This is a genomic window from Streptomyces sp. LaBMicrA B280 (genome assembly GCF_049222185.1).
GTDB lineage: Bacteria > Actinomycetota > Actinomycetes > Streptomycetales > Streptomycetaceae > Streptomyces > Streptomyces murinus.
In genome coordinates this window covers 171,117-184,843 of the sequence record NZ_JBMJCT010000065.1, presented here as the reverse complement: position 1 = coordinate 184,843, position 13,727 = coordinate 171,117, and the positions used below count along the sequence as shown (strand labels likewise).

Here is a 13,727-nt window from a genome sequence, read left to right as displayed (position 1 = left end):
TTGTCGCTCCGAAGCGCCCTTGCGGAGGACGATCCTACGTTTCTTGCCCGGGGGCGCATCAAGAGTCTCATGAGGACACGTGCGCGGGCGTACGGTCCCAGCCCTCGGGGAGTGACGGTACCGCCCAGGACTCGTCCGGGCGCCACCCCGGCCAGCCTTCCGAGAACGGCGGCCCCCAGGCCGCGATCGCCTCCAGGGCGGCCCGCCCGGCCGCGCGGACCCGTTCGGCGGTCTCGGCGGACATCAGGCCGTCCCGCTGGGCCTGTGCGAACTCGTCCTCGTCGCGCCAGTGCCAGCTGCGGTCCGGACGGACGTCGATGTCCAGGAAGTGGTCCTCGGAGTCCACCCCGCCCGCCCAGCGGACCAGCGGTTCCTCCAGGTTGACGTACCAGTTCTTGAACCGCCAGCCCGGCTCCCAGAACAGCCACACCGACCAGGGCACGCCGGGCTGGGCGAGCTTCAGCACGCCGGTGCCGAGCCAGCGGTCCCGCCGTACCGTGCGCGGCTTGGTGTAGCGGGACTCCAGCGGCTCGCGGTGCACCGGCGTGCCGTCGGCCAGGGCCGGCTTCACGCACTCGGTGCCGGGGGCCAGCCAGACGGCGAGCAGTTCGGCGTCGTCGCGTACGACGGTGACGGGCCGCACGATGTGGAACCTCGCGCCGCCGTTCTCCCGGTAACGCCACAGGATCGGGGTCCCCGGCGCCCAGTACGCCGCAGGTCCCGCCGCCGCTTGCCGCATCGTTCCGTCGTCCGTCATGGGCAGATATTAGGTGCCGGGCGGGGCGGGCGCTGCGGCGCGGGTCACGGTTCCCCCGTGCGCGTGCGCGGTGGCCGAAAAGGTTCGCTCAGGGGTTACGGACGGGTCATCCGCAGCACATCCAGCGCCTCGTCGAGCTGCTCCGCGGTCAGCTCGCCGCGCTCCACGTACCCGCCCTCCAGCACCACCTGACGGATTGTCCGGCGTTCGGCGAGCGCCTTCTTGGCGACCTTCGCGGCCTCCTCGTAGCCGATGTACTTGTTCAGCGGGGTGACGACGGACGGCGACGACTCGGCGTACTCACGGGCGCGTTCGCGGTCGGCGGTGATGCCGTCGACGGTGCGGTCCGCCAGCAGCCGGGTCACGTTGGCCAGCAGCCGGATCGATTCCAGGACGTTCTTGGCGATGACCGGGAGCATCACGTTCAGCTCGAAGTTGCCGGCGGCGCCCGCGGTGGCGATCGTTGCGTCATTGCCGACGACCTGGGCGGCGACCATCAGCACGGCCTCCGGCACCACCGGGTTGACCTTGCCCGGCATGATCGAGGAGCCCGGCTGGAGGTCGGGCAGCCGGATCTCGGCGAGCCCGGTGCGCGGGCCCGAGGCCATCCAGCGCAGATCGTTGGCGATCTTCGTCAGCCCGACCGCGATGGTCCGCAGCTGCCCGCTGGTCTCCACGATGCCGTCCCGGGCGCCCTGCGCCTCGAAGTGGTCGCGGGCCTCGGTCAGCGGCAGCCCGGTCGCGCGCGCCACCTCCTCGATGACGGCGGCGGAGAACCCGGGCGGGGTGTTGATGCCGGTGCCCACCGCGGTGCCGCCCAGCGGCAGCTCGGCCAGCCGGGGCAGCGAGGCGCGCAGCCGCTCGACGCCGTGGCGGACCTGCGCCGCGTAGCCGCCGAACTCCTGGCCAAGTGTCACCGGCGTCGCGTCCATCAGATGCGTGCGGCCCGACTTCACCACGTCGGCGAACTCGGCGCTCTTGCGCTCCAGCGCGGCGGCGAGGTGGTCGAGGGCCGGGATCAGGTCCTGGGTGACGGCGGCGGTGGCGGCGATGTGGATCGAGGAGGGGAAGACGTCGTTGGACGACTGCGAGGCGTTGACATGGTCGTTCGGATGCACCGGGCGCCCGAGCCGCTCGCTCGCCAGGGTCGCGAGGACCTCGTTGGTGTTCATGTTGGACGAGGTGCCGGAACCGGTCTGGAAGACGTCGACGGGGAAGTGCTCGTCCCAGTCGCCCCGGGCGACCTCCCCGGCCGCCTCCTGGATCGCCCCCGCGACGTCCTTGTCCAGCACCCCGAGTTCCGCGTTCACCTTCGCCGCGGCCGCCTTGATCCGCGCGAGCGCCTCGATGTGCGCCCGCTCGATCCGCTGCCCGGACACGGGGAAGTTCTCCACGGCCCGCTGCGTCTGCGCCCGCCACTTGGCACCCGCCGGTACCCGGACCTCGCCCATGGAGTCGTGCTCGATGCGGTATTCGCTCATACCGGGAACAGCGGGCGAGGGCCCGCTGTTGTTCCGCGCGTTGGTCCATCGGCCGCGCCCCGACCCTCGTACGGGTCACCCCGGCCCTGACCGCGCACCGGGAGGTCGGCGAACGGCGGCTGGGGAGCCGGGTCCTGGGGCCCTGCGGGCGAGGCGGCGGGGCGAACCGCGCCCCCGCCGCGTGCCCCGGGGCGGGGCACGCCGGGCGGGGCACGCCGGGCCGGGGCCGCGCACGGTGTCGAGGTGCACGGCCCGGCCGCGTGCCGATGGCGTCATGCCGGGCCGGGGTCTCGTAACGCGGTTGGGGTGAACGGCGGCTGGGGATCGGGGCCTGGCCGGGGCCGCGCACGGTGTCGAGGTGCACGGCCCGGCCGCGTGCCGATGGCGTCATGCCGGGCCGGGGTCTCGTAACGCGGTTGGGGTGAACGGCGGCTGGGGATCGGGGCCGGGCCAGGGCCGCGCACGGTGTCGAGGTGCGCGGCCCCGCCGTGTGTCGCGGGTGCTACGCCAGGCCGGGGCCCCGTACCGGGATCGAGGTGAAGGTGGGCGCGGGGGCCGGGTCCTGGAAGAAGTCGTTGCCCTTGTCGTCCACGACGATGAACGCCGGGAAGTCCTCGACCTCGATCTTCCAGACGGCCTCCATGCCGAGCTCCTCGTACTCCAGGACCTCGACCTTCTTGATGCAGTCCTGGGCGAGACGGGCCGCGGGGCCGCCGATGGAGCCCAGGTAGAAGCCGCCGTGGGCGTCGCACGCGTCGGTGACCTGCTTGCTGCGGTTGCCCTTGGCGAGCATCACCTTGGAGCCGCCGGCCGCCTGGAACTGCGCCACGTAGGAGTCCATCCGGCCGGCCGTGGTCGGACCGAAGGAGCCGGACGCGTAGCCCTCGGGCGTCTTGGCGGGACCGGCGTAGTACACCGGGTGGTCCTTCAGGTACTGCGGCATCTCCTCGCCGGCGTCCAGCCGCTCCTTGATCTTGGCGTGCGCGATGTCACGGGCCACGACCAGCGGACCGGTCAGCGACAGCCGGGTCTTGACCGGGTACTTGGTCAGCTCGGCGAGGATCGTGTCCATCGGCTGGTTGAGATCGATCTCGACGACGTCGCCCTCGGTCTCCAGGTGCTCGTCCGTCGTCTCCGGCAGGAACCGGGCCGGGTCCCGCTCCAGCTGCTCCAGGAAGACGCCCTCGGCGGTGATCTTCGCGACGGCCTGGCGGTCGGCCGAGCAGGACACGGCGATGGCGACCGGGCAGGACGCGCCGTGCCGGGGCAGCCGGACCACGCGGACGTCGTGGCAGAAGTACTTGCCGCCGAACTGCGCCCCGATGCCGATCTTCTGGGTCAGCTCGAAGACCTTCTCCTCCAGGTCCGTGTCCCGGAAGCCGTGGCCGAGCGGCGAGCCCTCGGTGGGCGCGTTGTCCAGGTAGTGCGCGGAGGCGTACTTCGCGGTCTTGAGCGCGTACTCGGCGCTGGTGCCGCCGACGACGATCGCCAGGTGGTACGGCGGGCACGCGGCCGTACCGAGCGAACGGATCTTCTCCTCCAGGAACTTCATCATGGAGGCCTCGTTCAGCACCGCCTTGGTCTCCTGGTACAGGAAGGACTTGTTGGCCGAGCCGCCGCCCTTCGCCATGAACAGGAACTTGTAGGCGCCGCCGTCCGTCGCGTACAGCTCGATCTGCGCGGGCAGGTTGGAGCCGGTGTTCTTCTCCTCCCACATGGTGAGCGGAGCCATCTGCGAGTAGCGCAGGTTCAGCTTGGTGTAGGCGTCGTAGATGCCGTGCGAGAGGTGCTTCTCGTCCGTGCCCTCGGTGAGCACGTTCTGGCCGCGCTTGCCCATGACGATCGCCGTGCCGGTGTCCTGGCACATCGGCAGCACGCCCGCCGCCGCGATGTTCGCGTTCTTCAGCAGGTCCAGGGCGACGAACTTGTCGTTCGCGGACGCCTCGGGGTCGTCGATGATGCGGCGCAGCTGGGCGAGGTGGGCCGGGCGCAGGTAGTGCTGGATGTCGTGGATGGCCTCCGCGGCCAGCGCCCGCAGTGCCTCGGGCTCCACCTTGAGGAACGTCCGTCCGTCCGGGCCCTCGACGGTGGACACGCCCTCGGACGTGACCAGCCGGTAAGGGGTGGTGTCCTCTCCCTGGGGGAGCAGATCGGTGTACGCGAACTCAGGCATCTCAGCCCATTCCTCACTCTGACGGACGGTGCCCGCCGACGCTGGCGGGCTCGTCCAGCGTAGAACCTGCCGCCGACAGTGAACTTGTGAGGTAAGGCTCAGTGGCCGTGAGCCCGCGTTCCGGCCGGGCCGGAGGCCCGACGACACACCGGGGTTGTCCACACCCCTAGTCGCGATCTATCGCGTTTCGGTACGCTGCTGCCGTGGACCTTCAGAAGCCCGCCCGTACCCAGGACGCCACCCCGAGCGTCTCCGCCCTGCGCGCCTCGGACGCCGACCGCGACCGGGTCGCCGACCTCCTCCGCGAGGCCCTCGCCGAGGGCCGGCTCACCGCCGACGAACACGCCGAGCGCGTGGACGGCGTGCTCAACGCGAAGACGGTCGGCGAGCTGGAGGTCTTCATCCAGGACCTGCCCGCCGCCCACCAGCACGCCTCCCGCGCCGCCTACACCCCCGCCCCGCCGCGCCCCACGGACGACATACCCAGCGAGTCCGACGCCAACGTGGTGGCCGTCTTCAGCAGCGCGGTCCGCCGCGGCCGCTGGCGCGCCGGGCGCCGGATGCACGCGTACTCGATCTTCGGCAGCGTCGAGATCGACCTCAGCGAGGCGATCTTCGAGTACCAGCAGGTCGTGATCAAGGCCGTCTCGGTCTTCGGCGACATCCAGATCCGCGTCCCGGAGAACGTGTCGCTGCGCGGCACCGGCGGCGGCGTCCTCGGCAACTTCGAGGTGGCCACGCTGGACTCGACCGAGACGGACGCGCCGGTCGTCTACGTCGACGGCTGGGCCGTCCTCGGCAATGTGGAGGCCCGGCCGAGGCGCGGCAAGCTCGTCTCGGACATCCTGGAGCGGGTCCAGGACAAGGTCGAGCGGAAGCTGCGCAGACACCTGGACCGTTGACGGCCGCGAACTCCCCGGCAATCGTCCGCCGTCGGGAACGCAGTGCATAGGCGCGCGTACAGCGGGTAGGCCTTGCTGCATCGTCGCTCGCTCGCGAAGCCGTCGTCAGGAGTAGACCCGTGCTGCAACCGCCGCATTCATCCCTGCAGGTAGCTGCCGTACCGGCCCAGCGGGTGCCAGCGCGGGAGCGGGACCAGGAGGCGCCCTGGCACACCGAGGCCGTGTGCCGGCGCGACGAGGCGGGGCTGTTCTTCGCCCCGTCCAAGGAGCCGACCGCCGCCCGGCTGTCCCGCGAGGAGGCGGCCAAGCGCGTCTGCGCCCGCTGCCCGGTCATGGTCGAGTGCCGCGAACACGCCCTCCTCCAGCCCGAGCCCTACGGCGTCTGGGGCGGCCTGACGGCGGCCGAGCGCCGTGTGGTCCTGGCGAGGCGCCGCCGCCGCGAACTGGACCTGAAGAAGACGGCCCGTGTGACGACGGACCGCATAGCCGGCTAGGGCGGCGCTCTCCGCCTCCCGCGCCCGGAAAAGCGAACGGCGCCCTCTCCGCACAGAGGGCGCCGACGGCTCGCGAAGTGGCTTACTTGGCCCGCTCGAAATCGACCGCGCTGTAGGCCCGCAGCTTGCTGAGGCGGTGCTCGGAGTCGATCCGGCGCACCGTGCCCGACTTCGAGCGCATCACGATCGACTCGGTGAGCGCGGTCTCCGACCGGTACCGCACACCGCGCAGCAGCTCACCGTCGGTGATGCCGGTGGCCACGAAGAACACGTTCTCCCCGGACACCAGGTCGTCCGTCGTGAGCACCCGGTCGAGGTCGTGCCCGGCGTCGATCGCGCGCTGCCGCTCCTCGTCGTCCTTGGGCCACAGCTTGCCCTGGATCGTGCCGCCCAGGCACTTCACGGCGCAGGCCGAGATGATGCCCTCCGGCGTGCCGCCGATGCCGAGCAGCAGGTCGACGCCCGTGCCCTCGCGCAGCGCGTAGACGGACCCGGCGACATCGCCGTCGGAGATCAGCTTGATGCGGGCGCCGGCGTCCCGTACCTCCTTGATCAGGCCCTCGTGCCGGGGCCGGTCCAGGATGACGACGGTGACGTCCTCCGGGGTCGCCTTCTTCGCCTTGGCGATCCGCCGGATGTTCACGGCGACGGGCGCGTCGATGTCCACGAAGTCCGCGGCCTCGGGGCCGGTGACCAGCTTGTCCATGTAGAACACGGCGGACGGGTCGAACATGGCGCCGCGCTCGGCGGCGGCCAGCACCGCGATCGCGTTCGGCATGCCCTTGGCGGTGAGCGTGGTGCCGTCGATCGGGTCGACGGCGATGTCCACCTCGGGGCCGGTGCCGTCCCCGACGTGCTCCCCGTTGAAGAGCATCGGGGCCTCGTCCTTCTCGCCCTCGCCGATGACGACGACGCCGTTCATCGAGACGGTGGAGACGAGGGACCGCATGGCGCGCACCGCGGCGCCGTCGGCGCCGTTCTTGTCACCGCGCCCGACCCAGCGGCCTGCGGCCATCGCCGCGGCTTCGGTCACCCGGACGAGTTCCAGGGCGAGGTTGCGGTCGGGAGCCTCGGCGGGAACATCGAGTTCGGAGGGCAGGTGATGATTTTCGGTCATCGGGGCGCACCTTTCTGATACGGCGACGGCCGGATGAGGGTCTTGGCCATGACTCTATCGTTAGGCAGACAAAATGAGCAGGGGACCCCACGTTTGAGCGCCTGAGGCACCTGCGACGATAGGGACGTGGCAGGTTCGAAAGGCAAGCAGAAGACGGCCCGGGACATGATTCTCTCCCTGGCCCTGATCGGCATCGCGGCGGCGGTCGTCTACCTCTTCGCCATCCCGCACGACAATCACGCTCCCGACCTCAAGCGGGTCGACTACCGGGTCGAGCTGATCACGGCCCGCAGGGCGGCGAGCTACCCGGTGGCGGGGCCCGAGGGCCTGTCCGACACCTGGAAGGCCACCTCCGTGAGCTACGACGGCGCCAATGGCGACTACTGGCACCTGGGCTTCCAGACCCCTGACGCCCAGTATGTCCAGATCGAGCAGTCGGCGCAGAAGCGGGCCGACTTCATCGACCAGGCCACCCAGGGCGCGAAGGCCACCAAGGCCACCGAGCGGATCGACGGCCGCGTCTGGACCCACTACACCGGCGGCCGCTACGACGCCCTCGTCCTTCAGGGCACGCCCGGCTCGACCACGGTGGTCGCCGGTACGGCCTCCTTCGCCGACCTGACGAAGATGGCGTCCGCGCTCCGGATGGAGAAGACCTCCGCGCCGTAAACCCTCTGGGTGTCGGAAAGGGGCCCCCGGCGATGCCGGGGGCCCCTTTCCACTGCTGCTCAGGTGTGGCTCAGACGGTCGTGATGACGTCCTCGTACGCGAGCCGCGGGGAGCGCGGGTACGACGCGTCCGGGCCCGGGCGGCCGATGTTGACGACCATCAGCGGGGTGTGGTCGTCGTCCAGGAACTCCTTGCGCACGCCCTCGAAGTCGAACCCGGTCATCGGGCCCGCGGCGAGGCCGGCGGCGCGCACGCCGACGATGAAGTAGGCGGCCTGGAGCGCGGAGTTCAGCGCGGCGGAGCGCTCACGCGCCGGGCGCTCGGCGAAGAAGGCGTCCTTGGCGGCCGGGAAGGCCGGGAACAGGGCCGGCAGCTCCTCGTGGAACTCGTTGTCCGCGGCGAGGATCGCGACCAGCGGGGCGGTGGCGGTCTTGGGCCGGTTGCCCTCGGCCATGTGCCGCACCAGGCGCTCACGGGCCTCGGGGGAGCGGACCAGGGTGACGCGCAGCGGGGTCTGGTTGAAGGCGGTGGGGCCGTACTTGACCAGGTCGTAGATCGCCCGCACCTGCTCCTCGGTCACCGGCTCGTCGGTGAAGGTGTTCGCGGTGTGGGCCTCGCGGAACAGCAGGTCCTGGGCGGCGGGGTCAAGAACGAGAGACATCGTGACTTCCTCGGTGATGCGTACGGTCCGCTCCGGACCGCGGCTGACCGTACGACCATACGCCCATTGAGTTTTAACTTTCAACAAAACCCGCTGCGGGGTGACCCACCCCACAGCCCAGGGGTGCGCCCTACTCGGCGCCCCCCTCGCCCTCTTCCTCCTCCGCGAGCGCCGCGTCCAGGCGGGCGCGCGCCCCCTCCAGCCAGCGCCGGCACACCTTGGCCAGCTCTTCCCCGCGCTCCCACAGCGCCAGGGAGTCCTCCAGCGAGGTGCCGCCCGCCTCCAGCCGCCGTACGACCTCGATCAGCTCGTCCCGCGCCTGCTCGTACGAGAGCGTCTCCTGCGCCCCGCCGGTCTCCGTCTTGCCGGTCATTCGCCCACCTTCACCGTGAATTCGCCGTCGGCGACGCGCGCTCGCAGCGCCTCGCCCTCACTGACCTCGCCCGGATCGCGCACCACGTGCCCGTCGGAGCGCTGCAACACCGCATAGCCGCGTTTCAGCGTGGCCGCGGGGGAGAGGGCCACCACACGCGCGCGGGTGTGCGTCAGCTCCGAGTCCGCGCGGTCCAGCAGATGGCCGAGGGTGCGCCGGCTCCGCCCGGCCAGGGAGGCCACGTGGTCCGCGCGCTCGTCGAGCATCCGGTGCGGGTCCTCCATCGCGGGCCGGGCCAGCGCGTGCGCCAGCCCCCGCTCCTCGCGCTCGATCAGCGCGTGCGCACAGCGCCGGGCGCGGCCCCGCAGCATCCGCACCCGCTCCAGCTCCTCGCCCACGTCCGGTACGACCTTCTTGGCCGCGTCGGTCGGGGTGGAGGCGCGCAGATCGGCGACCAGGTCGAGCAGCGGGCTGTCCGGTTCGTGCCCGATCGCGGACACGACCGGGGTACGGCACCCCGCGACCGTCCGCACCAGCTGCTCGTCGGAGAACGGCAGCAGATCCTCCACGCTGCCGCCGCCCCGGGCGACGATGATCACGTCCACGCCCTCGATCGCGTCCAGTTCCTCGACCGCCCGCACGACCTGCGGGACGGCGTGCACCCCCTGCACGGGGACATTGCGCACCTCGAAGCGGACCGCGGGCCAGCGATGCCGGGCGTTCTCCAGCACATCACGCTCGGCCGCCGAGGCCCGGCCGCAGACCAGGCCGATCAGCTGCGGCAGGAACGGCAGCGGCTTCTTGCGCTCCGCCGCGAACAGCCCCTCCGCCGCGAGCGACTTCTTCAGCTGCTCGAGCCGGGCCAGCAGCTCACCGACCCCGACCGGCCTTATCTCGGCCGCGCGCAGGGAGAGTTGCCCCCTTGGCGCGTACCACTCCGGCTTGGCCAGCACGAGGACGCGGGCGCCCTCGCCGACGACGTCCGCGACCTCGTCGAACACCTGCCGGAAGCAGGTCACGCTGACCGAGATGTCGTACGACGGGTCGCGCAGCGTCAGGAACACGACACCGGCGCCCGGCCGCCGCGACAGCTGGGTGATCTGCCCCTCGACCCACACCGCGCCCAGCCGGTCGATCCAGCCCCCGATCAACCGGGAGACCTCACCGACCGGCAGGGGTGCCTCAGGGGTCGTCTTCAAAGCCATGCGCCGAGCGTAATGGCCGCCACCGACAAGGCGGTCCGGCCGGGCGCGGGCAACTGATCCCGGCGCGTCCCCGTGCCCCCTACGATGGACCCATGACCGCTTCGCCTCGCCGCCGTGTCCTGCTCGCCGCCCCCCGAGGCTATTGCGCCGGTGTGGACCGTGCCGTGATCGCCGTCGAGAAGGCCCTGGAACAGTACGGCGCCCCGATCTACGTCCGGCACGAGATCGTCCACAACAAGTACGTCGTGCAGAGCCTGGAGAAGAAGGGCGCCGTCTTCGTCGAGCGCACGGAAGAGGTGCCCGAGGGCAACATCGTCATGTTCTCGGCCCACGGCGTGGCCCCCGTCGTCCACGAGGAGGCCGAGCGGGGCCGCCTCGCCACCATCGACGCGACCTGCCCCCTGGTCACCAAGGTCCACAAGGAAGCCGTCCGGTACGCGAACGAGGACTACGACATCCTGCTGATCGGCCACGAGGGCCACGAGGAGGTCATCGGCACCTCCGGCGAGGCCCCCGACCACATCCAGCTGGTCGACGGCCCCGAGGACGTCGCCAAGGTCGAGGTCCGCGACCCCTCGAAGGTCGTCTGGCTGTCGCAGACCACCCTCTCCGTGGACGAGACCATGGAGACCGTCGACGCCCTGAAGACCAAGTTCCCGGGCCTGGTCTCGCCGCCCAGCGACGACATCTGCTACGCCACGCAGAACCGCCAGATCGCCGTGAAGCAGATGGGCGCCGACTCCGACCTGGTGATCGTCGTCGGCTCCCGCAACTCCTCCAACTCCAAGCGGCTGGTCGAGGTCGCCAAGCTCGCCGGTGCCCGCGAGGCGTACCTGGTGGACTTCGCCGACGAGATCGACGAGACCTGGCTGGAGGGCGTGGGCACCGTCGGCGTCACCTCCGGCGCCTCCGTCCCGGACGTCCTGGTCGAGCAGGTCCTGGAGTGGCTCGCCGCGCGCGGCTACGGGGACGTGGAGATCGTCAAGACCGCCGAGGAGTCCATCACCTTCTCGCTGCCCAAGGAGCTCCGCCGCGACCTGCGCGAAGAGGCGGCGAAGCTGATGGCCGAGCGCGGCGGATCGGGCGCTTCCGCGGAGTGATCGCGACCTCCTGGGCGTGACTGTCAGTGGCCCGTCGTAACGTGGAGCCATGCAGATCTTCGGCGTGGACATCGGCGGATCCGGGATCAAGGGCGCCCCTGTGGACCTCGACAGGGGCGACCTCGCCCAGGAGCGCTGCAAGGTGCTCACCCCCCACCCGGCGACGCCCGACGGCGTGGCCGACGGGGTCAAGCAGGTCATCGACCACTTCGGCTGGACCGGCCCGGTCGGCCTGACCTTCCCCGGCGTGGTCACCGGCGGCGCGACGGTCCGTACGGCGGCCAATGTCGACAAGAGCTGGATCGACACCGACGCGCGCGCCCTGTTCGGTGACCGACTGGGCGGCCTGCCGGTGACGGTGGTCAATGACGCGGACGCGGCGGGCGTGGCCGAGATGCAGTTCGGCGCGGGCCGGGGCCGCGGGGGCACCGTCATCCTGCTCACCTTCGGCACCGGCATCGGCAGCGCCCTCTTCGCGGACGGCGTCCTGGTCCCCAACACCGAACTGGGCCACCTGGAACTCGGCGGCCATGACGCCGAGCACAAGGCGTCAAGCAAGGCCAAGGAGGACCACGACCTGAGCTGGGAGCAGTGGGCGCGCCGCGTCCAGAAGTACCTGGCGCACGTGGAGATGCTGTTCTCGCCCGAGCTGTTCATCATCGGCGGCGGGGTCAGCCGCAAAGCCGACAAGTTCCTGCACCACATCGAGGGCGTCAAGGCCGACATCGTCCCCGCGCAGCTCCAGAACAACGCGGGCATCGTGGGGGCGGCGATGCGGGCGGCGCAGCGGTCGTAGGGGCGGCGGCCGAGGGGACGGCGCGGGACCGTCCGGCACGGGTTCACCCACCCCGCGCTCCCTCCCCTCCCCTTCCCTCGCTCCCCGGTCGCTCAGTGCGGGCGCCGCCGCGACCGAACCCACCGCACCCGCCGTACGAGCACGATCACCCCGGCGGCCAGCGTCCCCCCGTACAGCCAGCCGGCCTGGGTGGCCAGCCCGGTCACCAGGCCCATCAGCCGGCCGACCATCCCCTCCCGCCCGTCGGCGACCACGAGCAGCCCGCTCGCGAAGGCGATGGGCACGCCGACGGGCGCGGTCAGCACGTCCCCGGGACGCACCCACAGCGCGGTCAGCACGCACACGGGCAGGAACAGCACGCCGTACACCGGCAGCGAGCCGTCGAGGAGCAGCTGGTCGAGGCAGCCCAGGAGGAACATCGCGGCGATGCAGAACAGCCCGCCGCCGAGCCCGGTGAGCCGGGGGCCCGGCAGCCTCGGACCCGATACCGGCCGGGCCGGCCGTGACTGCCCCGCGCCGCGTCCCGCCTCCGGGCCGGGCGGGCGGTCCGCGTCCCGCCTCCGGGCCGGGCGGGCGGCGCCGGGCCTGCGGCGGCAGATGGGCGTGCGGCGGGTGGCCGCGTCGCCGTCCGTCGTTCGGGGGTCGCGTTCTGTGCTGCTCCATTGGACCAACTTAGGTCTGCTTATGTGCCCGATCGGCTCCCAGACACGCCGATGGGCGGACCTTGGCCGGGCGGACGGCGCTCCCGGGAGGAGGGCGCGCGGAACGCCGTAGACTGGTGGATCGGCCAGTGTCCTCCGAGGGCCTGGCAGCCCCAGCTCCTGGCCCTCTCATCCACGGGAAGTCGCAACGTGTCGCTCACGATCGGAATCGTCGGCCTGCCCAACGTCGGCAAGTCGACCCTGTTCAACGCCCTGACCAAGAACGACGTGCTGGCGGCCAACTACCCGTTCGCCACGATCGAGCCCAACGTCGGCGTGGTCGGTGTCCCGGACGGCCGGCTGGCCCAGCTGGCCTCGATCTTCGGCTCGGAGCGCATCCTTCCGGCCACGGTCGACTTCGTGGACATCGCCGGCATCGTGCGCGGCGCGTCCGAGGGCGAGGGCCTGGGCAACAAGTTCCTCGCGAACATCCGCGAGTCGGACGCGATCTGCCAGGTCATCCGCGCCTTCAAGGACGAGAACGTCGTCCATGTCGACGGCAAGGTCTCGCCCAAGGACGACATCGAGACGATCAACACCGAGCTGATCCTCGCCGACCTCCAGACCATCGAGAAGGTCCTGCCGCGACTCCAGAAGGAGTCCCGGATCAAGAAGGACGTCGCGCCGAAGGTGAAGGCGGTCGAGGAGGCCAAGGAGATCCTGGAGAAGGGCGACACGCTCTTCGCGCACGGCATCCTCCAGGGCACCGAGCGGGCCGAGCTGCTGCACGACCTGCACCTGCTGACCGCCAAGCCGTTCCTCTACGTCTTCAACGTGGACGAGGACGAGCTGACGGACGAGGACTTCAAGAACGAGCAGCGCGCGCTGGTGGCCCCCGCCGAGGCGATCTTCCTGAACGCCAAGCTGGAGGCCGACCTCGCCGAGCTGGACGAGGACGAGGCCCTCGAACTCCTCCAGTCCGTCGGCCAGGAGGAGCCCGGCCTCGCCACCCTGGCCCGCGTCGGCTTCAACACCCTCGGCCTGCAGACCTACCTCACGGCCGGCCCCAAGGAATCCCGCGCCTGGACCATCAAGAAGGGCGCCACCGCCCCCGAGGCCGCCGGTGTCATCCACACCGACTTCCAGAAGGGCTTCATCAAGGCCGAGGTCATCTCCTTCACCGACCTCCTCGCCACCGGCTCCGTGACCGAGGCCCGCGCCAAGGGCAAGGCGCGCATGGAGGGCAAGGACTATGTGATGCAGGACGGGGATGTGGTGGAGTTCCGGTTCAATGTGTGATCGGATTATCACTGTACGTTAATGCGGCGCATGGATTTGGGGTTGAGCTCTCTCGGGAG

The 13,727-nt window shown here is 71.0% G+C and carries 14 protein-coding genes; 6 read left to right on the top strand and 8 right to left on the bottom strand.

The window, feature by feature from the left end; all coding sequences use genetic code 11:
* Positions 1–67: 67 nt before the first annotated feature.
* The 3 genes from ACLF5H_RS36640 to ACLF5H_RS36630 form a co-directional block, all read right to left on the bottom strand.
* Positions 68–757, bottom strand: coding sequence for a DUF402 domain-containing protein (locus tag ACLF5H_RS36640; RefSeq protein ID WP_421680307.1), 690 nt, complete (start codon positions 755–757; stop codon positions 68–70).
* Positions 758–852: 95 nt separating this feature from the next.
* Positions 853–2,238: a class II fumarate hydratase gene (locus tag ACLF5H_RS36635; RefSeq protein WP_421680306.1), complete on the bottom strand. Its 1,386-nt coding sequence runs from the start codon at positions 2,236–2,238 to the stop codon at positions 853–855.
* A gap of 502 nt (positions 2,239–2,740) precedes the next feature.
* Positions 2,741–4,411 carry a fumarate hydratase gene (locus ACLF5H_RS36630; RefSeq protein WP_421680305.1) on the bottom strand — a complete coding sequence of 557 codons (1,671 nt, stop codon included), beginning with the start codon at positions 4,409–4,411 and terminating at the stop codon, positions 2,741–2,743.
* A 203-nt stretch (positions 4,412–4,614) separates the two neighbouring features.
* Between ACLF5H_RS36630 and ACLF5H_RS36625 the strand changes: the two genes are divergently transcribed.
* Both ACLF5H_RS36625 and ACLF5H_RS36620 read left to right on the top strand, forming a co-directional pair.
* The gene (locus tag ACLF5H_RS36625) at positions 4,615–5,313 is read left to right on the top strand and encodes a DUF1707 domain-containing protein (protein WP_421680304.1); all 699 of its coding nucleotides are present in this window, start codon (positions 4,615–4,617) and stop codon (positions 5,311–5,313) included.
* 119 nt (positions 5,314–5,432) lie between these two features.
* Entirely contained in the window at positions 5,433–5,807 is a 375-nt protein-coding gene (locus ACLF5H_RS36620; RefSeq protein WP_046423476.1) for a WhiB family transcriptional regulator, read from the top strand.
* Between the two features lie 82 nt (positions 5,808–5,889).
* Here ACLF5H_RS36620 and glpX read toward each other — a convergent pair whose 3' ends face one another.
* Complete coding sequence (gene glpX / locus ACLF5H_RS36615) at positions 5,890–6,924, bottom strand: class II fructose-bisphosphatase (protein WP_421680303.1); 1,035 nt, start codon at positions 6,922–6,924, stop codon at positions 5,890–5,892.
* A 126-nt stretch (positions 6,925–7,050) separates the two neighbouring features.
* Here glpX and ACLF5H_RS36610 point away from each other — a divergent pair, with 126 nt between their 5' ends.
* Positions 7,051–7,593: a DUF4245 domain-containing protein gene (locus ACLF5H_RS36610; RefSeq protein ID WP_421680302.1), complete on the top strand. Its 543-nt coding sequence runs from the start codon at positions 7,051–7,053 to the stop codon at positions 7,591–7,593.
* Positions 7,594–7,663: 70 nt separating this feature from the next.
* Here the strand turns inward: ACLF5H_RS36610 and ACLF5H_RS36605 are convergent, their stop codons facing one another.
* The 3 genes from ACLF5H_RS36605 to xseA all read right to left on the bottom strand — a co-directional run bounded on the left by ACLF5H_RS36605 (position 7,664) and on the right by xseA (position 9,832).
* Positions 7,664–8,254, bottom strand: coding sequence for a malonic semialdehyde reductase (locus tag ACLF5H_RS36605; protein ID WP_421680301.1), 591 nt, complete (start codon positions 8,252–8,254; stop codon positions 7,664–7,666).
* A gap of 130 nt (positions 8,255–8,384) precedes the next feature.
* Positions 8,385–8,627, bottom strand: coding sequence for an exodeoxyribonuclease VII small subunit (locus ACLF5H_RS36600; RefSeq protein ID WP_421680300.1), 243 nt, complete (start codon positions 8,625–8,627; stop codon positions 8,385–8,387).
* Complete coding sequence (gene xseA / locus ACLF5H_RS36595) at positions 8,624–9,832, bottom strand: exodeoxyribonuclease VII large subunit (RefSeq protein ID WP_421680299.1); 1,209 nt, start codon at positions 9,830–9,832, stop codon at positions 8,624–8,626. Before xseA ends, ACLF5H_RS36600 begins: the two co-directional genes overlap by 4 nt.
* 92 nt (positions 9,833–9,924) lie before the next feature.
* Here xseA and ACLF5H_RS36590 point away from each other — a divergent pair, with 92 nt between their 5' ends.
* The gene (locus ACLF5H_RS36590; RefSeq protein ID WP_421680298.1) at positions 9,925–10,932 is read left to right on the top strand and encodes a 4-hydroxy-3-methylbut-2-enyl diphosphate reductase; all 1,008 of its coding nucleotides are present in this window, start codon (positions 9,925–9,927) and stop codon (positions 10,930–10,932) included.
* 49 nt (positions 10,933–10,981) lie between these two features.
* On the top strand, positions 10,982–11,728 hold the full coding sequence (gene ppgK, locus ACLF5H_RS36585) for a polyphosphate--glucose phosphotransferase (RefSeq protein ID WP_421680297.1): 747 nt from the start codon (positions 10,982–10,984) through the stop codon (positions 11,726–11,728).
* Between the two features lie 92 nt (positions 11,729–11,820).
* On the opposite strand, the gene ACLF5H_RS36580 is transcribed toward ppgK, so the two are convergent.
* A complete protein-coding gene (locus tag ACLF5H_RS36580; RefSeq protein ID WP_421680296.1) occupies positions 11,821–12,399 on the bottom strand; it encodes a DUF6542 domain-containing protein in 579 nt (192 codons plus the stop codon).
* Positions 12,400–12,579: 180 nt separating this feature from the next.
* Between ACLF5H_RS36580 and ychF the strand changes: the two genes are divergently transcribed.
* Positions 12,580–13,668 carry a redox-regulated ATPase YchF gene (ychF, locus tag ACLF5H_RS36575; protein ID WP_421680295.1) on the top strand — a complete coding sequence of 363 codons (1,089 nt, stop codon included), beginning with the start codon at positions 12,580–12,582 and terminating at the stop codon, positions 13,666–13,668.
* Positions 13,669–13,727 lie beyond the last annotated feature (59 nt).